This window comes from Methylopila jiangsuensis (genome assembly GCF_027922305.1).
GTDB lineage: Bacteria > Pseudomonadota > Alphaproteobacteria > Rhizobiales > Methylopilaceae > Methylopila > Methylopila jiangsuensis.
The window spans coordinates 231,642-245,752 of sequence record NZ_BSFK01000007.1 but is presented as its reverse complement, the minus strand read 5'-3'; the positions used below and the strand labels follow the sequence as shown (position 1 = coordinate 245,752).

The window sequence follows — 14,111 nt, the reverse complement described above, 5'->3', positions numbered from 1 at the left end:
CGGTGTGGCAGCGACGGCTTTTGAGCACATTGCTGTCATCTGGCTTGGTTCAGCTTTCTCTCGATAAAGTCGATGGCGGCCGCGACCCCGTCCTCGGCACGGATAGCTGTTCCAATTTCGGCGGCACGGGCGCGCATGCCGACATCGTCCATCGCCAGAAAGGCGGAAGCCAGGTCCTCGGCTGTCATCGCATCCTTGACGAGGGGCTTTGGCCCCACCCCAAGAGCAACGACAAGACGCGCCCAGAAGGGCTGATCACCGAGAAATGGACAAATGGCCGTGGGGTTGCCCGAACGCAAAGCAGCGCCAGTGGTCCCAGCACCGCCGTGATGTAGCGTTGCGTGCATAAGCGGAAGGAGCCGGTCGTGCGGAGCGCCCGAGATGACATGGATATGCCGACTCGGCTCGATCTGCCCGAGCGCACCGCCCGCGGTCGCGAGCAACCCCCGCTTGCCCGCTCGCTTCAAACCGTCGACCACGAGACTTGCCAGCCGTTGCGGATCAACACCGGGGATGCTGCCGAAGCCGATATAGATCGGCGGATCGCCAGCCGCGAGGAAATCAGCAAGCTCCGCGTCGGGCTTCCAATCCGGCGTATCGAGGAACCAATAGCCGGTCACTGCAACGTCTGCGCCCCAGTCTTTCGGCTTCGGCAGTACATGCGGACTGTAACCATAGAGTGTTCCACTCAGCGGAGCCGTTTTGCCGCGAGCAGAAGCCCCGAGCGCCTCAGCTCGCCAAGCCCGGATTGTCTTTGCAAACAGGATGCGTCCGCCGTGGATCATCAGCGCATGACTTACCCGATTGAGCGGTCCAAGCGAACCGAACGGAAGGATAGGTGTTGGAAAAGCCGACGTGTAGGTGAAGCCCGACAGCGGCGATGCGAGGAAGAGTGGAATGCCGAGCTTCGCCGCGATATGGGGTGCGCCGAGCGCCTTGGGGTGGAATAAAATCGCTTCGGGAGCGAACATACGAGCGGCATCCCACTCGGCATCAAGCAGCTTTCGGCCTATCTCGCGATAATACCGCAGCAGCTTGAAGCCGGCTCCAAAACCAGCGCCCGAGCTGCCGATAGCCTTTTTCGCTTCAGCGGTTTCAAGGAGCTCTAGGAACTCGGCTGGCAAAGGCGCAAACGCAACGCCTTCCGCCGCTGCCATCTCGGCGAATTGAGCAGGCGCAACAATCAGCAACTCGTGCCCGCGCGCCTTGAGTCCACGAGAAAGCGCCAGATAAGGCTGAATGTCGCCGCGCGTGCCGAGCGTATGGATGGAAAAACGCATCCTCTTATCCCTGTAAAGGTCGCCGATGATGCAACGTAGTGAGTGTTACGATTTGCGCTCCACCGACGTGGGCAAGGCGGAACTGGCCTGCCTGCGATTAGAAATCCTCAGGATGAAGTAACCCGCCAATCCGGCGATCAGCGAACCAAACAAAATCCCGAACTTGGCTCGGTCCTGCAATGCAGGATCGTCAAACGCCAATAAGCCGATGAACAGGCTCATCGTGAAGCCTATTCCGCACAGCAGCGCAACGCCAAGCGTCTGTCCCCAGCTTGCGGCGGCAGGGAGATCGGCAAGCCGGGCTTTTACCAGAATGGCTACGGTGCCGAACACCCCAACCAGCTTCCCGACAACTAGACCAGCCGCCACGCCAAGTGTGAGCGGCTCGATCAAGACCGCAGGCGTCACGCCCGCGAAGGAAACCCCGGCATTAGCAAAGCCGAAAATCGGGACGATCAGAAAGGCGACTGGCTTTTGCAGAAAATGTTCGAGCTGATGCAGAGGGGAAACCGACGGCGAGGCTTCCGGGGTTCCGGGTGTGAGACGGATAGGAACGGTCAACGCCAGTATGACGCCGGCCAGGGTGGCATGAATACCTGAGCGCAGCACCAGCACCCAAAGCACGGCACCAAGAATCAGGTAAGGCCAAAGGCGCATGACGCCGGACCTGTTCATCACAGTCAGCGCACCGACAACGAGCACCGCACCAGCTAACGCGGGAAGACTCAAATCGGCGGTATAAAACAGGGCAATCACGATGACGGCCCCGAGATCGTCTATGATTGCGAGCGCCGCGAGGAAGATTTTCAACGACGCTGGGACCTTTGGCCCGAGCAGCGACAGCACACCGAGTGCAAAAGCTATATCTGTTGCGGCAGGGATCGCCCATCCGCGCAGGGCGGCCGTGTTGCCGAGATTGAAGGCAATATAGATCAATGCGGGAACAGCCATTCCGCCCGCGGCCGCAGCGCCGGGAAGTAGCCTTCGGCTCCAACTGGACAATTGCCCGTCCAGCATCTCCCGTTTGATCTCAAGCCCGACCAGCAGAAAGAATACGGCCATTAGCGCGTCGTTTATCCAGTGCTGGACGCTTAATGGACCGACATAGGCGTGTAGTGCGGCGAAGTAGCCCTCGGCGAGTGGCGAATTCGCCGTCAGAATGGCGAGCGCTGCAACGCCCATGAGAATGATGCCGCCAGAGGCCTCATTGTCGAGAAACTGCCGAAGCGTGGAATTGATACGCCCGCGATTGGGGCTGACAGGCTGCGTTGAGGCCATAGGGCTGCGTCCTCTGGGTAAGAGTTATTCTCTTCTCCGTATGAGGGCGAGACCCTGGCGCACGCAGCACACGCCGTGGTGTTCCTATCATACTCAAACCGTCCGACATCGCCAGCGAAACCGTGTCGATTGCGTCGCATTTTTTGGATTCGCGTCGCAACCACTCCCTGACCGCCCATGCTTTTCAGTAAAGCACTGTCCGCCGTTCTCCTGTATTTGCACGCCACGCTACTACTCCGACAAAGACTTGTTGAATCAGCCCAACTTCGGGCTCTTTTAATCGTCCCCGATCCAGGGCCGGCTGAACGGTCCCTGGCCGCAAGGGGACGACATGGCGGCATCTCACCAGAAATCGGAAGCGATCACGCGCGGCGCGCGCATGCTGCGCACGGCCCTTGGACCGGCCATCGCGCGGTTTCTGGAAGATCCGTCGATCGTCGAGGTGATGCTCAATCCTGACGGCCGGCTCTGGATCGACCGGCTGTCCGAAGGCCTGTCTGACACAGGCGAGCAGCTGGCGCCCGCAGATGGCGAACGGATCGTGCGACTCGTCGCGCACCATGTCGGCGCCGAGGTCCATCCCGGCAATCCGCGGGTGTCGGCCGAACTGCCCGAGACGGGGGAGCGGTTTGAGGGCCTGTTGCCCCCAGTTGTTGCGGCGCCGGCTTTCGCGATCCGCAAACCTGCCGTCGCAGTCTTCACGCTCGACGACTATGTGGCCGCCGGAATCATGTCGGCGGACCAGGCCGAGGCTCTGCGCGAGGCGGTCGCCGCCCGGGCCAACATCCTTGTCGCCGGCGGCACCTCGACCGGCAAGACCACACTCACCAATGCGTTGCTCGCCGAGGTCTCCAAGACCACGGATCGCGTCGTCATCATCGAGGACACGCGCGAGCTGCAATGCTCCGCACCCAACCTCGTCGCCATGCGCACCAAAGACGGTGTCGCCACCTTGTCGGATCTGGTGCGGTCCTCGCTGCGATTGCGACCAGACCGCATTCCGATCGGAGAGGTCCGCGGCTCCGAAGCTCTCGACCTGCTCAAGGCTTGGGGGACCGGTCACCCGGGCGGCATCGGCACCATCCATGCCGGCACAGGGATCGGTGCGCTGCGCCGCCTCGAGCAACTCATCCAGGAAGCCGTCGTCACCGTCCCAAGGGCGCTGATCGCCGAGACCATCGACCTCGTCGCTGTCCTCGCTGGTCGTGGCTCGCAACGCCGGCTCGCCGAACTCGCGCGCGTCGATGGCCTCGGCCCGGACGGCGACTACCGCGTCACTCCCGCAACCTCAGCCTCAAGCCCAACAGGAGATCCCTCATGATCCGTCACGCCCGGCGCATCCGCCGCCATGTCACGGCAGCAGCAGCCGTCACCTATGCGACCCTGATCCTCACCCCCGCCGCTCACGCTTCCGGTTCGTCCATGCCCTGGGAAGCGCCGCTTCAATCGATACTGCAATCGATCGAGGGCCCGGTCGCCAAGATCGTCGCTGTCATCATCATCATCGTCACCGGCCTCACACTGGCCTTCGGCGACTCGTCCGGCGGGTTCCGCCGTCTGATTCAGATCGTGTTCGGTCTGTCGATCGCGTTCGCCGCATCCAGCTTCTTTCTCTCCTTCTTCTCGTTCGGCGGCGGGGCGCTCGTGTGATGGCGGGGAGGCTGGAACAGCTCGACGAGGTGCCGGGCTTCACCGTGCAGGTCCACCGGGCGCTAACCGAGCACATCCTGCTCGGCGGCGCACCGCGCTCCATCGCCATCATGAACGGCACTTTGGCCGGAGCCGTTGGCCTCGGTCTGCGCCTCTGGCTTGTCGGCCTGGCCATCTGGGTTGTCGGCCACTTCGCCGCCGTCTGGGCCGCCAAGCGCGACCCGCTCTTCGTCGAGGTCGGCCGAAGGCATCTGCGCATCCCCGGCCACCTGTCGGTCTGAAGGAGCAGCGCTCATGATGAACCTCGCTGAATATCGCCGCACTTCCAGCCGCCTGGCGGATTTCCTGCCTTGGGCGGCTCTGGTGGGCCAGGGCGCCGTCCTCAACAAGGACGGTTCGTTCCAGCGCACCGCACGCTTCCGCGGCCCTGACCTCGACAGTGCCGTTGCGGCCGAATTAGTCGCGGTCGCGGGACGCCTCAACAACGCCTTCCGTCGGCTCGGCTCCGGCTGGGCGATCTTCGTTGAAGCGCAACGGCACGAAGCCTCGACCTATCCCGAGAGCCGTTTTCCCGATCCGGCGTCGGCCTTGGTCGATGCCGAGCGCAAGGCGGACTTCGAGGAAGCCGGCGCCCATTTCATTTCCGGCTACTTCCTCACCTTCACCTATCTCCCGCCGGCCGAAGATGCGGCGCGGACTGAAGCATGGCTCTATGAGGGACGCGACCGAAACGGCGTCGATCCGCATGAGGTCCTGCGCGGCTTCATCGATCGCACCGACCGGGTGCTGTCGCTGCTCGATGGCTTTATGCCGGAATGCGGCTGGCTCGATGACGCCGAGACGCTGACCTATCTGCATTCCTGCGTTTCAACCAACCGTCATCGGGTGCGGGTCCCCGAAACGCCGATCTATCTGGATGCGCTGCTCGCCGATCAGCCGCTTACCGGCGGGCTTGAGCCGCGTCTGGGACATTCCGATCTGCGCATCCTCACTATCGTCGGCTTTCCCACCGCGACGACACCCGGAATCCTGGACGAGCTGAACCGTCTTGCATTCCCCTATCGCTGGTCGACACGGGCAATCCTGCTCGACAAGACCGACGCCACCAAGCTGCTGACAAAGATCCGGCGGCAATGGTTCGCCAAGCGCAAATCCATCGCCGCAATCCTGAAAGAGGTCATGACCAACGAGGCGTCCGCCCTCGTTGACACCGACGCAGCCAATAAGGCCGCAGACGCCGATCTCGCACTTCAGGAACTAGGGGCCGACTATGCCGGCCAGGCTTATGTCACGGCGACCATCACCGTCTGGGACAAAGACCCGCGGATCGCTGACGAAAAGCTGCGTTTGGTCGAGAAGGTGGTCCAGGGCCGCGACTTCACCGCCATGCCCGAGACCATCAACGCCGTAGACGCATGGCTCGGCTCGCTGCCGGGCAATGTCTACGCCAATGTTCGGCAGCCGCCGATTTCCACGCTCAATCTCGCCCACATGATCCCGCTTTCAGCGGTGTGGGCGGGGCCGGAACGGGACGAGCACTTCGGGTCGCCCCCCTTGCTGTTCGGCAAGACCGAAGGAAGCACCCCGTTCCGGTTTTCCCTTCATGTCGGAGATGTCGGCCATACGCTCGTCGTCGGTCCGACTGGTGCGGGCAAGTCCGTGCTGCTGGCGCTGATGGCGCTCCAATTCCGCCGCTACGAAAATTCTCAGGTTTTCGCCTTCGACTTCGGCGGCTCCATTCGGGCCGCGGCATTGGCGATGGGCGGCGATTGGCACGACCTTGGCGGTGATCTGACGGACGGCGCCGAGTCTTCCGTATCACTTCAGCCTCTCGCGCGCGTCCATGACGTGCCCGAACGCGCCTGGGCCGCTGACTGGCTCATCGCCATCCTCATGCGCGAAGGCATCCAGATCACGCCAGAGGTAAAGGAACACCTCTGGTCCGCCTTAACGTCGCTCGCCTCCGCCCCTGTCCAAGAACGGACCATCACCGGCCTGTGCGTGCTGCTGCAATCGAACGATCTCAAGCAAGCCTTGCGGTCCTATTGCGTCGGCGGGCCTTATGGTCGGCTTCTTGATGCCGAGAACGAGCATCTTGGGCATGCAGCGGTGCAGGCGTTCGAGATCGAGGGCCTTGTCGGCACAGGCTCAGCGCCCGCTGTTCTCGCCTATCTCTTTCATCGCATCGGCGACCGCCTCGACGGATCGCCCACACTGCTGATCATCGACGAAGGCTGGCTCGCCCTCGATGACGAAGGCTTCGCAGGTCAGCTCCGCGAATGGCTGAAGACCCTTCGCAAGAAGAACGCATCGGTCATCTTCGCCACCCAATCGCTCAGCGACATTGATGGCTCGGCGATCGCGCCGGCCATCATCGAAAGCTGCCCGACGCGGCTGCTGCTGCCTAACGAGCGGGCGATCGAGCCCCAGATCACCGCAATCTATCGTCGCTTCGGCTTGAATGATCGGCAGATCGAGATCCTCGCGCGGGCCACCCCGAAGCGGGACTATTACTGCCAGTCGCGACGAGGCAATCGCTTGTTCGACCTGGGCCTCTCCGAAGTGGGCCTCGCGCTCACCGCAGCTTCTTCCAAAACCGATCAGACGGCCATCGCCAGGATCTTCGCCGAGCATGGGCCAGACGGGTTCCTCCCCGCATGGCTGCGCCTGCGCGGCGTCGACTGGGCCGCCGACCTTATCCCCGATCTCGCCAATCTCGTTCCCCCAGCCCCCAAGGAGACTACGTCATGACCATCCATCGTTCCCGCTCGCGCGCACTATTCATGGCCGCGACAATGCTGGCGATGCCCGTCGCCCTGTCGCCGATATTCATCTCTCCGGCGCAAGCTCAATTTGGCTTCGGACGGATCGTCTATGATCCGTCCAATTACGCGCAAAACGTGCTCACTGCCGCGCGCACGCTGGAGCAGATCAACAACCAGATCACACAGCTCCAGAATGAAGCGCAGATGCTCATCAATCAGGCGCGCAATCTCGCGAGCCTGCCGCATTCCTCGCTCCAGCAGCTTCAACAGGGCTTTCAGCGCACGCAACAGCTTCTGAGCCAGGCTCAGAACATCGCGTTCGATGTTCAGAGCATCGATCGGGCCTTTCAGCAACAATACGGCAATGTCTCACTGTCGACGACGGAACAACAGCTCGTCGCCGATGCACGCTCACGCTGGCAGAACACCGTGGGCGGACTGCAGGACGCAATGCGCGTCCAGGCCGGCGTGGTCGGCAACATCGACACGAACCGCGCCGAAGTTTCGACGCTGGTCGGCCAAAGCCAGGGGGCGACAGGCGCGCTCCAGGCGACCCAGGCCGGCAACCAGCTTCTCGCTCTCCAGTCGCAGCAGCTCTCCGATCTTGTCGCATTGCTCGCGGCCGATGGACGTGCCGGGGCGCTGACCGAAGCAGAAAGGGCTGCCGCAGCCGAACAGGGGCGCGAACAACGCCGCCGGTTCCTGACGCCTGGCTCCGGCTATCAGCCCGGCAACGCCCAGATGTTCAACAACGGCAACTGAGGGCGCAAGCATGGATGGCAAGCTGCTGGCCCGGCTCGGCGCGGTCGTCTTCGTCGCCATCGCGATCACTGCGACGGCGATCGAGATGACCCGGAAGGAGGGAGCTCCCGCAGAGGAGCCCGCGCGTCTCGCAGACCCCGTGCGAGATCCCCTGCGCGAGGCTCAACGCCGGTGCCAGCAGCTTGGTCAGAGCGCCGCAAGCGATACGGACTGCATGCGCGTCTGGGCCGAAACCCGCGACCGCTTCCTCGGCCGTGCGCCGGCTCCCACAGCCCCACCTCAGAATCAAGGACAGTGATCCATGGGCGGCACCGGCGTCATCGACACATTCCTCGGGACCTTCACCCGCTACATTGATTCCGGCTTCGGCCTGCTTGGCGGCGAAGTCGCCTTCATCGCCACAACCCTCATCGTCATCGACGTGACGCTGGCCGCGCTCTTCTGGTCCTGGGGAGCCGACGACGACATCATCGCGCGCCTTGTAAAGAAGACACTTTTCGTCGGCGTCTTCGCCTACATCATCGGCAACTGGAACAATCTGGCGAACATCGTCTTCGACAGTTTCGCCGGCCTCGGTCTGAAGGGTTCGGGCACCAGCTTCACCGTTCAGGATCTTTTGCGCCCCGGCAAGGTGGCGCAGACCGGCCTCGATGCCGCCCGTCCATTGCTCGAATCCATTTCCGATCTGATGGGGTGGATCGCCTTCTTCGAGAACTTCATCCAGATCGCCTGCCTGCTGTTCGCATGGGCTCTGGTGCTTCTCGCCTTCTTCATCCTGGCCGTGCAGCTCTTCGTAACGCTGATCGAGTTCAAGCTGACGACGCTTGCGGGCTTTGTGCTGATACCCTTCGGGCTGTTCGGCAAGACCGCCTTCATGGCCGAACGCGTGCTGGGCAATGTCGTGTCATCCGGCATCAAGGTCCTGGTGCTTGCCGTCATCATCGGCATCGGATCGACCCTCTTCTCCCAGTTTACCGCTGGCTTCGGCGGCGAGACCCCTACGATTGACGAGGCCATGGCCGTGGTCCTCGCTGCGCTTTCGCTGCTCGGCCTGGGAATCTTCGGTCCTGGCATCGCCAGCGGCCTCGTCTCAGGCGGTCCGCAGCTCGGCGCCGGCGCCGCTGTGGGCACGGGGCTTGCCGTCGGCGGCGCGGCGCTGGCCGCAGGTGGTGCAGCGGGTCTGGCCGTCAAAGGCGGCGCCGCCGCCATGTCCGGTGGAGCCGCCGCCGTGCGTGGTGGCGCTGCCGCTGCCGGCGCCGCATCGTCGGCCTACAGTCTCGGTTCTCTTGGTCAGACTGGCGCGTCGGGCGTGGCCTCGGGCCTCGGAGGCGTCGCACGCGCAGCAGGTTCGGCTGCCGCATCGCCGCTCAAGCGCGCCGCAACGAAAGCTGGCGAAAGCGTCAAGTCCAGCTTCGCGGACGGCGCGAAGGCCGGTTTCGGAGCCACCGGCGGGTCCTCGACCATGGGGACCATCGGCGGCGCCGACGCTGCCGCTGCTTCCGCCAGCCCCCCGCGAGATGGAGCCCCTGACTGGGCGAAGCGCATGAAACGCAGCCAGGCCCTCAGCCACGGCGTCTCAGCGGCCGGTCACGCCGTGCGCTCCGGCGACAGCCATGGCGGCGGCTCTTCCGTCAACCTTTCTGAAAGTGATCGCTCATGAGCCTCTTCAAACGACCCGCAACCCACTATGGCAAGACACCCGAGCCTGAGACGCCTTATCAGAAGGCTGCTCAGGTCTGGGACGAACGCATCGGCTCGGCCCGCGTGCAGGCGAAGAACTGGCGCTACATGGCGTTCGGCAGCCTGATTCTCACTGCGGGGTTTGCCGCAGCCCTGGTCTGGCAGTCAGCTCGCGGGACCGTCGTGCCTTGGGTCGTGCAGGTCGATAATCTCGGCCAAGCGCAAACCGTCGCGCCAGCCTCCGCGGACTATCGGCCCAACGACCCTCAGATCGCTTTCCACCTTGCTCGCTTCATCGAACAGACCCGCGCGATCCCGTCTGACGCCATCATCGTTCGCCAGAACTGGCTTCGCGCTTATGAATGGACCACTGATCGCGGCGCCGCAGCGCTGAACGACTACGCCCGCTCCAACGACCCCTTCACACGGGTCGGCCGCCAGCAAGTCGCCGTAGAAGTCTCAAGTGTGATCCGGGCTTCCCCCGACAGCTTCCGTGTCGCCTGGACAGAGCGTCATTATGAAAACGGCCAGCTCGCCCGAACGGAACGCTGGACCGCCATCCTGACCATCGTCATCCAGACGCCGCGCGACGCAGAACGCCTCCGCGCCAATCCTCTGGGCATCTATGTCAATGCCATCAACTGGTCGCGGGAGATGAGCCAATGAGCCGCCTTCCGATGAGCAAATCCGCGTTTCAGGGTTTATCCAGATCTGGCCTCGCGATCGTTCTGCTTTCCGCGACCGTACTTGCCGGTTGCGCGACCAATCGGCCGCCGCAAATCAGTTACGATTCGGACGTGCCGCCGCTGCCCGCCGTGCCGGCAGTCGTCACGGACGCGCAGCCGAGGCCATTGCATGTCCCTCCGGCATGGACGCCGGCAAGAGGGGGGACAGCCGCCAACACCCCGGAGGGACGCGTCCAGAACGCCAACTCGGCCGCCCGCGTTCAGCCTCGCCGCGAAGGCTATTTCAACTCGATCCAGATCTATCCCTGGAGCGAAGGCGCGCTCTATCAGGTCTATGCCGCGCCCGGCCAGATCACCAATATCGCGCTGGAGCCAGGGGAGAGCCTGACCGGAGCCGGCCCCATCGCCGCTGGCGACACGGCACGATGGATCATCGGCGATACCGAAAGCGGCAGCGGCGCGACCCGTCGCGTCCATATCCTCGTCAAACCAAGTCGCGCTGACATCACGACCAACCTCGTCATCACGACCGATCGGCGGGTTTACATGATCGAACTGCGCTCCGGCGAAGCGCCCTATATGCCCGCCGTCGCTTGGGCCTACCCGCAGCCGCCCGCAGGTCAGAGGCAGAGCGTCCCGGCGACGCCCGTCATCCCCGTCGCCTCGGCGCGCAACTATCGCTACGGCTTGACCGGTGATTCACCGCCCTGGCGGCCCGTGTCGGTCTATGATGACGGGCGGCGGGTCTATGTCGAGTTCCCGCGCGGCATCGTGCAGGGCGAGATGCCGCCGCTCTTCGTCATTGGTTCCGATGGCGAAGCGCAGATCGTCAACAGCCGCATTTTCCAGCACATCCTGATCGTCGATCGCCTCTTCGGCGCGGCCGAGTTGAGACTCGGCAGCGGCGACCGCCAGCAAACCGTCAGGATTGTCCGTACCGACGGGAGGCCAGCGTCATGAGCAACAAGGAAGATAACCGCGATGATAGCCTGGCGCCCGCCGGTCCCACTGTCGAGTCAACCTCGACCATGCGGCTGCGCGCTGAGCCTCCGCGCGTCACCCGGCTGTCCCGAAAGGTATTGGCTGGTGTCGGCCTCGTCGCCAGCATCGGCATCGGCAGCGCTCTGATTTATGCGTTGCAGACGCGCCAAGGCGGGCCTGGCAACGAGGAGCTCTATTCCACGGAGAACAGAACCACTGCCGACGGTCTTGCGGGACTGCCGCGCGACTATACCGGACCGGTCCTCGGCCCGCCTTTGCCGGGCGATCTCGGCGGTCCGATCCTCGACGCCCAGAACCGCGGCCAGCCCGTCGTGCCGCCAGCAATGGTGACACCTCAGGTCGATCCCGAGGAGCAACGTCGTCTCGCCGAGGAAGAAGCTGCCCGAACGAGCCGGGTGTTCTTCCAAACCGGACCCGGAACGGGCGCGCCGCCCGCAAGCCCCGGCATGAGCAATCCGTCACTGGCGGGTCTCGGTCTCCCGGGGCAGGTTGGAACGCCAACCGCCCAAGACCGGCAGAGCGCTTTCCTCAATGCCGCCGTCGATCGGCGAACGGTGTCGCCAGATCGCGTCATGGCGCCGGCATCGCCCTATGTGCTTCAGGCCGGCGCAGTGATATCCGCCGCCCTCATCACCGGCATCCGCTCCGCCCTTCCCGGCCAGATCACCGCGCAGGTGACCGAGCACATCTATGACAGTCCCACCGGCCGCATCCTGCTCGTCCCCCAGGGCACCCGTATCATCGGCGAATACAGCAATGATGTCGGTTTCGGACAGCGCCGCGTGCTCTTGGTCTGGAACCGGCTGATCTTGCCGAACGGGCGCTCTATCGTCCTGGAACGCCAGCCCGGCGCCGACACGCAAGGTTATGCCGGCCTTGAGGACGGAGTCGACTACCATTGGTGGGACCTTGCGAAAGCCGCCGGGTTGTCGACCCTTCTCGCCGTGGGCGCCGAGATCGCCGTAGACGATGAGGACCGTCTGATCCGCGCCATTCGCGACGGCGCCCAGGACACCATCAATGACGCTGGCCAGCAGATCATCCGCCGTCAGTTGCAGGTCGCGCCCACTTTGACAATCCGGCCGGGATTCCCGGTCCGCGTGATCGTCACTCGCGACCTGGTGCTCGAACCCTATGGAGCAGCGCAATGACAAAACTGAAGCTCGGCCCGATCGCTGAGGATAAACCGGTGAAGATAACCCTGGATCTGCCCGGCGCCCTTCACCGTGACCTCAGTGCCTATGCGGAGGCGCTTGGCCGTGAATCCGGCCAGCCGGTCATCGACCCCAAAAAGCTCATTATTCCGATGCTTGAGCGGTTCATGGCGACGGACCGGGGGTTCGCCAAAGCGCGCCGAAATCGCGAGTGATCGCGACCCGGACCCCGGTTCGGCAAGATCAGATAAGCCGCCGCAGGCGCTCTCCAGAGTCTTTGGACGCTAGTCTCGAGGCTAGCGAAAGAAAACGTCGAAGTGACGGGTTATCCCGGCCAGGCGCCCAAACTGCGCTGAACGGGACTATGTCTTCGTCCTCGACCAGAGGTCGCAGTACGAGCCGGGGGACGGAAACAAAGCTCCAGCCGGCCGACACCACGGTTATGCCTCTGCCGATAGCGACCATGTTCATCAAGGTCTCTTGGTTGCATGGCATGATTTTGATGGCGGGATAGGTGCTGTAATCCGCCAACCGACGAACGATGTAATCGTGGACCTCGAGTCCGGGCGCGCATTTCGTCGCCAGGAATTTCTGGTCGCGGAGCCACGACCATTCAATCGACTCACGCTCGGCTAGATGATGATCCGCCGAGAAGGCAACATGTACCCGCTCTTGCCAGAGCTCGGCAGTTTCACAATCGGCGATCGCGCCCTTCCCGGTAAAGAAAGCGATATCCAGTTGCCGGGACCGCAGTGCGGCTATGTGTTCGGCCCTTCCTCCATCCCTGATCTCTATGGATACGTCGGGGTGCAACAAGGCATACTGTTCGATGAGCTCCCTCAGAAAGCCGCCCGCAAGCGACGTCAGAACGCCGATGCTCAGGCTTCCGTTTTCGCCGCGGCCCGCCGCGCCGGCGGTTTGGGTCGCTCGCATGATCTGCTCAATCGCTGGACGGACGGCGGCGACAAATTGCTCTCCGGCATGAGTCAGGCGAATCCCGGAAGGGCATCGCTCGAAGAACGAAACGCCCACCACATCCTCAATGCGTTGCACGCCCCGGCTCACTGTCGCCGGATACTGGCCCAACGCCTCCGCAGCTCGCCGAAAGGAGCGGTAGTCCGCCGCCGCCACGACATACTGAAGCGAGCTCAGGTCAAACGGGATCTTCGCGGACACAGGAGGAAAAGAAGGCCCCTCTGAGTCCTGGTTTTCCTCCTCCATCCACTCGACCTTCAGTCTGTCGGCGGAGGAAGCGATAACTCCCTCAAGACCATTGGCCTTGGGCAACGGTCCCCTTTGAAAAAAACAACTACGATCTGTCCCGGTCCCGCCTTTCGGGCGAAGCCATCGACTTCCGCGACCTCTTGTCGATCCGGTCGTCGGAAACTCCTCATACCGGCTGCTCTACCAGGACCGAATACGCGGCAGTCGCGGTCTTCGCGCCGCGCAGCATTTTCATGACCTGCTCATCGCGGGTCCGGCGTGCGACCGCGGCGAGAATCTTCAGGTACTCGTTGCTGCCTTCGGGGGCCGAGAGCAGGAGAAAGACAACATCGACCGGAAGGTCGTCCACTGCCTCGAATTCAATGGGCTTCTTCAGCACCATCAGCGCGGCGAAGGATGCCTGAAGTCCGGGAACCGGCGCATGAGGCATGGCGACGCCATGGCCGATGCCGGTCGAACCCAGACGCTCGCGCCCTAGCAAAGCTGTATGGATCGTTTCCTCAGTCAGCCCGGTGCGGGCGGCCGCATGCGCGGCCAGCTTCTTGATCAGGACGGCTTTTGTCGAGATGGATAGATCAAGGATCACGTCCTCTGGTGCGATGGCAGATGACAGGTTCATAGGAGTACTCA

The 14,111-nt window shown here is 63.3% G+C and carries 15 protein-coding genes; 11 read left to right on the top strand and 4 right to left on the bottom strand.

Annotation, left to right across the window (positions count from 1 at the left end; translation table 11 throughout):
* Nucleotides 1-35: 35 nt before the first annotated feature.
* Together PKE85_RS08255 and nhaA are read right to left on the bottom strand one after the other, a co-directional pair.
* Entirely contained in the window at nt 36-1,280 is a 1,245-nt protein-coding gene (locus tag PKE85_RS08255; protein WP_003170528.1) for a glycosyltransferase, read from the bottom strand.
* 45 nt (nt 1,281-1,325) lie between these two features.
* Nucleotides 1,326-2,558: a Na+/H+ antiporter NhaA gene (nhaA, locus tag PKE85_RS08250; RefSeq protein ID WP_003170527.1), complete on the bottom strand. Its 1,233-nt coding sequence runs from the start codon at nt 2,556-2,558 to the stop codon at nt 1,326-1,328.
* Between the two features lie 331 nt (nt 2,559-2,889).
* Between nhaA and trbB the strand changes: the two genes are divergently transcribed.
* From trbB to PKE85_RS08195, 11 genes are all read left to right on the top strand, one after another.
* Nucleotides 2,890-3,879, top strand: a complete 990-nt coding sequence (trbB, locus tag PKE85_RS08245) for a P-type conjugative transfer ATPase TrbB (protein ID WP_003170526.1) — start codon at nt 2,890-2,892, stop codon at nt 3,877-3,879.
* Entirely contained in the window at nt 3,876-4,208 is a 333-nt protein-coding gene (locus tag PKE85_RS08240; protein ID WP_003170525.1) for a TrbC/VirB2 family type IV secretion system protein, read from the top strand. The genes trbB and PKE85_RS08240 overlap by 4 nt, the downstream gene beginning before the upstream one ends.
* Nucleotides 4,208-4,489, top strand: a complete 282-nt coding sequence (locus PKE85_RS08235) for a VirB3 family type IV secretion system protein (RefSeq protein ID WP_003170524.1) — start codon at nt 4,208-4,210, stop codon at nt 4,487-4,489. The genes PKE85_RS08240 and PKE85_RS08235 overlap by 1 nt, the downstream gene beginning before the upstream one ends.
* 13 nt (nt 4,490-4,502) lie before the next feature.
* Complete coding sequence (gene trbE, locus PKE85_RS08230; RefSeq protein WP_062064762.1) at nt 4,503-6,959, top strand: conjugal transfer protein TrbE; 2,457 nt, start codon at nt 4,503-4,505, stop codon at nt 6,957-6,959.
* Entirely contained in the window at nt 6,956-7,735 is a 780-nt protein-coding gene (gene trbJ / locus PKE85_RS08225) for a P-type conjugative transfer protein TrbJ (protein WP_003170522.1), read from the top strand. The genes trbE and trbJ overlap by 4 nt, the downstream gene beginning before the upstream one ends.
* A 10-nt stretch (nt 7,736-7,745) precedes the next feature.
* Nucleotides 7,746-8,033, top strand: a complete 288-nt coding sequence (trbK-alt, locus tag PKE85_RS08220; protein WP_003170521.1) for a putative entry exclusion protein TrbK-alt — start codon at nt 7,746-7,748, stop codon at nt 8,031-8,033.
* Between the two features lie 3 nt (nt 8,034-8,036).
* On the top strand, nt 8,037-9,395 hold the full coding sequence (gene trbL / locus PKE85_RS08215) for a P-type conjugative transfer protein TrbL (protein ID WP_003170520.1): 1,359 nt from the start codon (nt 8,037-8,039) through the stop codon (nt 9,393-9,395).
* On the top strand, nt 9,392-10,081 hold the full coding sequence (gene trbF / locus PKE85_RS08210; RefSeq protein ID WP_010395139.1) for a conjugal transfer protein TrbF: 690 nt from the start codon (nt 9,392-9,394) through the stop codon (nt 10,079-10,081). The genes trbL and trbF overlap by 4 nt, the downstream gene beginning before the upstream one ends.
* 11 nt (nt 10,082-10,092) lie before the next feature.
* Nucleotides 10,093-11,061 carry a P-type conjugative transfer protein TrbG gene (gene trbG, locus PKE85_RS08205; RefSeq protein WP_271204345.1) on the top strand — a complete coding sequence of 323 codons (969 nt, stop codon included), beginning with the start codon at nt 10,093-10,095 and terminating at the stop codon, nt 11,059-11,061.
* Between the two features lie 68 nt (nt 11,062-11,129).
* Nucleotides 11,130-12,254: a TraB/TrbI/VirB10 family type IV secretion system protein gene (locus tag PKE85_RS08200; protein ID WP_197413744.1), complete on the top strand. Its 1,125-nt coding sequence runs from the start codon at nt 11,130-11,132 to the stop codon at nt 12,252-12,254.
* A complete protein-coding gene (locus PKE85_RS08195) occupies nt 12,251-12,472 on the top strand; it encodes a DUF2274 domain-containing protein (protein ID WP_003170511.1) in 222 nt (73 codons plus the stop codon). Before PKE85_RS08200 ends, PKE85_RS08195 begins: the two co-directional genes overlap by 4 nt.
* Before the next feature lie 28 nt (nt 12,473-12,500).
* Here PKE85_RS08195 and PKE85_RS08190 read toward each other — a convergent pair whose 3' ends face one another.
* Nucleotides 12,501-13,544: a LysR family transcriptional regulator gene (locus PKE85_RS08190; protein ID WP_082635186.1), complete on the bottom strand. Its 1,044-nt coding sequence runs from the start codon at nt 13,542-13,544 to the stop codon at nt 12,501-12,503.
* 103 nt (nt 13,545-13,647) lie between these two features.
* On the bottom strand, nt 13,648-14,100 hold the full coding sequence (locus PKE85_RS08185; RefSeq protein ID WP_003168926.1) for a PTS sugar transporter subunit IIA: 453 nt from the start codon (nt 14,098-14,100) through the stop codon (nt 13,648-13,650).
* Nucleotides 14,101-14,111 lie beyond the last annotated feature (11 nt).

Excerpts from the sequence above, each read along its gene's own strand:
- PKE85_RS08235 (WP_003170524.1), top strand. The coding sequence starts at position 4,208 with ATGGCGGGGAGGCTGGAACAGCTCGACGAGGTGCCGGGCTTCACCGTG.
- PKE85_RS08195 (WP_003170511.1), top strand. The coding sequence starts at position 12,251 with ATGACAAAACTGAAGCTCGGCCCGATCGCTGAGGATAAACCGGTGAAG.
- trbK-alt (WP_003170521.1), top strand. The coding sequence starts at position 7,746 with ATGGATGGCAAGCTGCTGGCCCGGCTCGGCGCGGTCGTCTTCGTCGCC.
- PKE85_RS08255 (WP_003170528.1), bottom strand. The coding sequence starts at position 1,280 with ATGCGTTTTTCCATCCATACGCTCGGCACGCGCGGCGACATTCAGCCT.
- PKE85_RS08185 (WP_003168926.1), bottom strand. The coding sequence starts at position 14,100 with ATGAACCTGTCATCTGCCATCGCACCAGAGGACGTGATCCTTGATCTA.
- trbG (WP_271204345.1), top strand. The coding sequence starts at position 10,093 with ATGAGCAAATCCGCGTTTCAGGGTTTATCCAGATCTGGCCTCGCGATC.
- PKE85_RS08200 (WP_197413744.1), top strand. The coding sequence starts at position 11,130 with ATGCGGCTGCGCGCTGAGCCTCCGCGCGTCACCCGGCTGTCCCGAAAG.
- trbE (WP_062064762.1), top strand. The coding sequence starts at position 4,503 with ATGATGAACCTCGCTGAATATCGCCGCACTTCCAGCCGCCTGGCGGAT.
- trbB (WP_003170526.1), top strand. The coding sequence starts at position 2,890 with ATGGCGGCATCTCACCAGAAATCGGAAGCGATCACGCGCGGCGCGCGC.
- trbJ (WP_003170522.1), top strand. The coding sequence starts at position 6,956 with ATGACCATCCATCGTTCCCGCTCGCGCGCACTATTCATGGCCGCGACA.
- trbL (WP_003170520.1), top strand. The coding sequence starts at position 8,037 with ATGGGCGGCACCGGCGTCATCGACACATTCCTCGGGACCTTCACCCGC.
- PKE85_RS08240 (WP_003170525.1), top strand. The coding sequence starts at position 3,876 with ATGATCCGTCACGCCCGGCGCATCCGCCGCCATGTCACGGCAGCAGCA.
- trbF (WP_010395139.1), top strand. The coding sequence starts at position 9,392 with ATGAGCCTCTTCAAACGACCCGCAACCCACTATGGCAAGACACCCGAG.
- nhaA (WP_003170527.1), bottom strand. The coding sequence starts at position 2,558 with ATGGCCTCAACGCAGCCTGTCAGCCCCAATCGCGGGCGTATCAATTCC.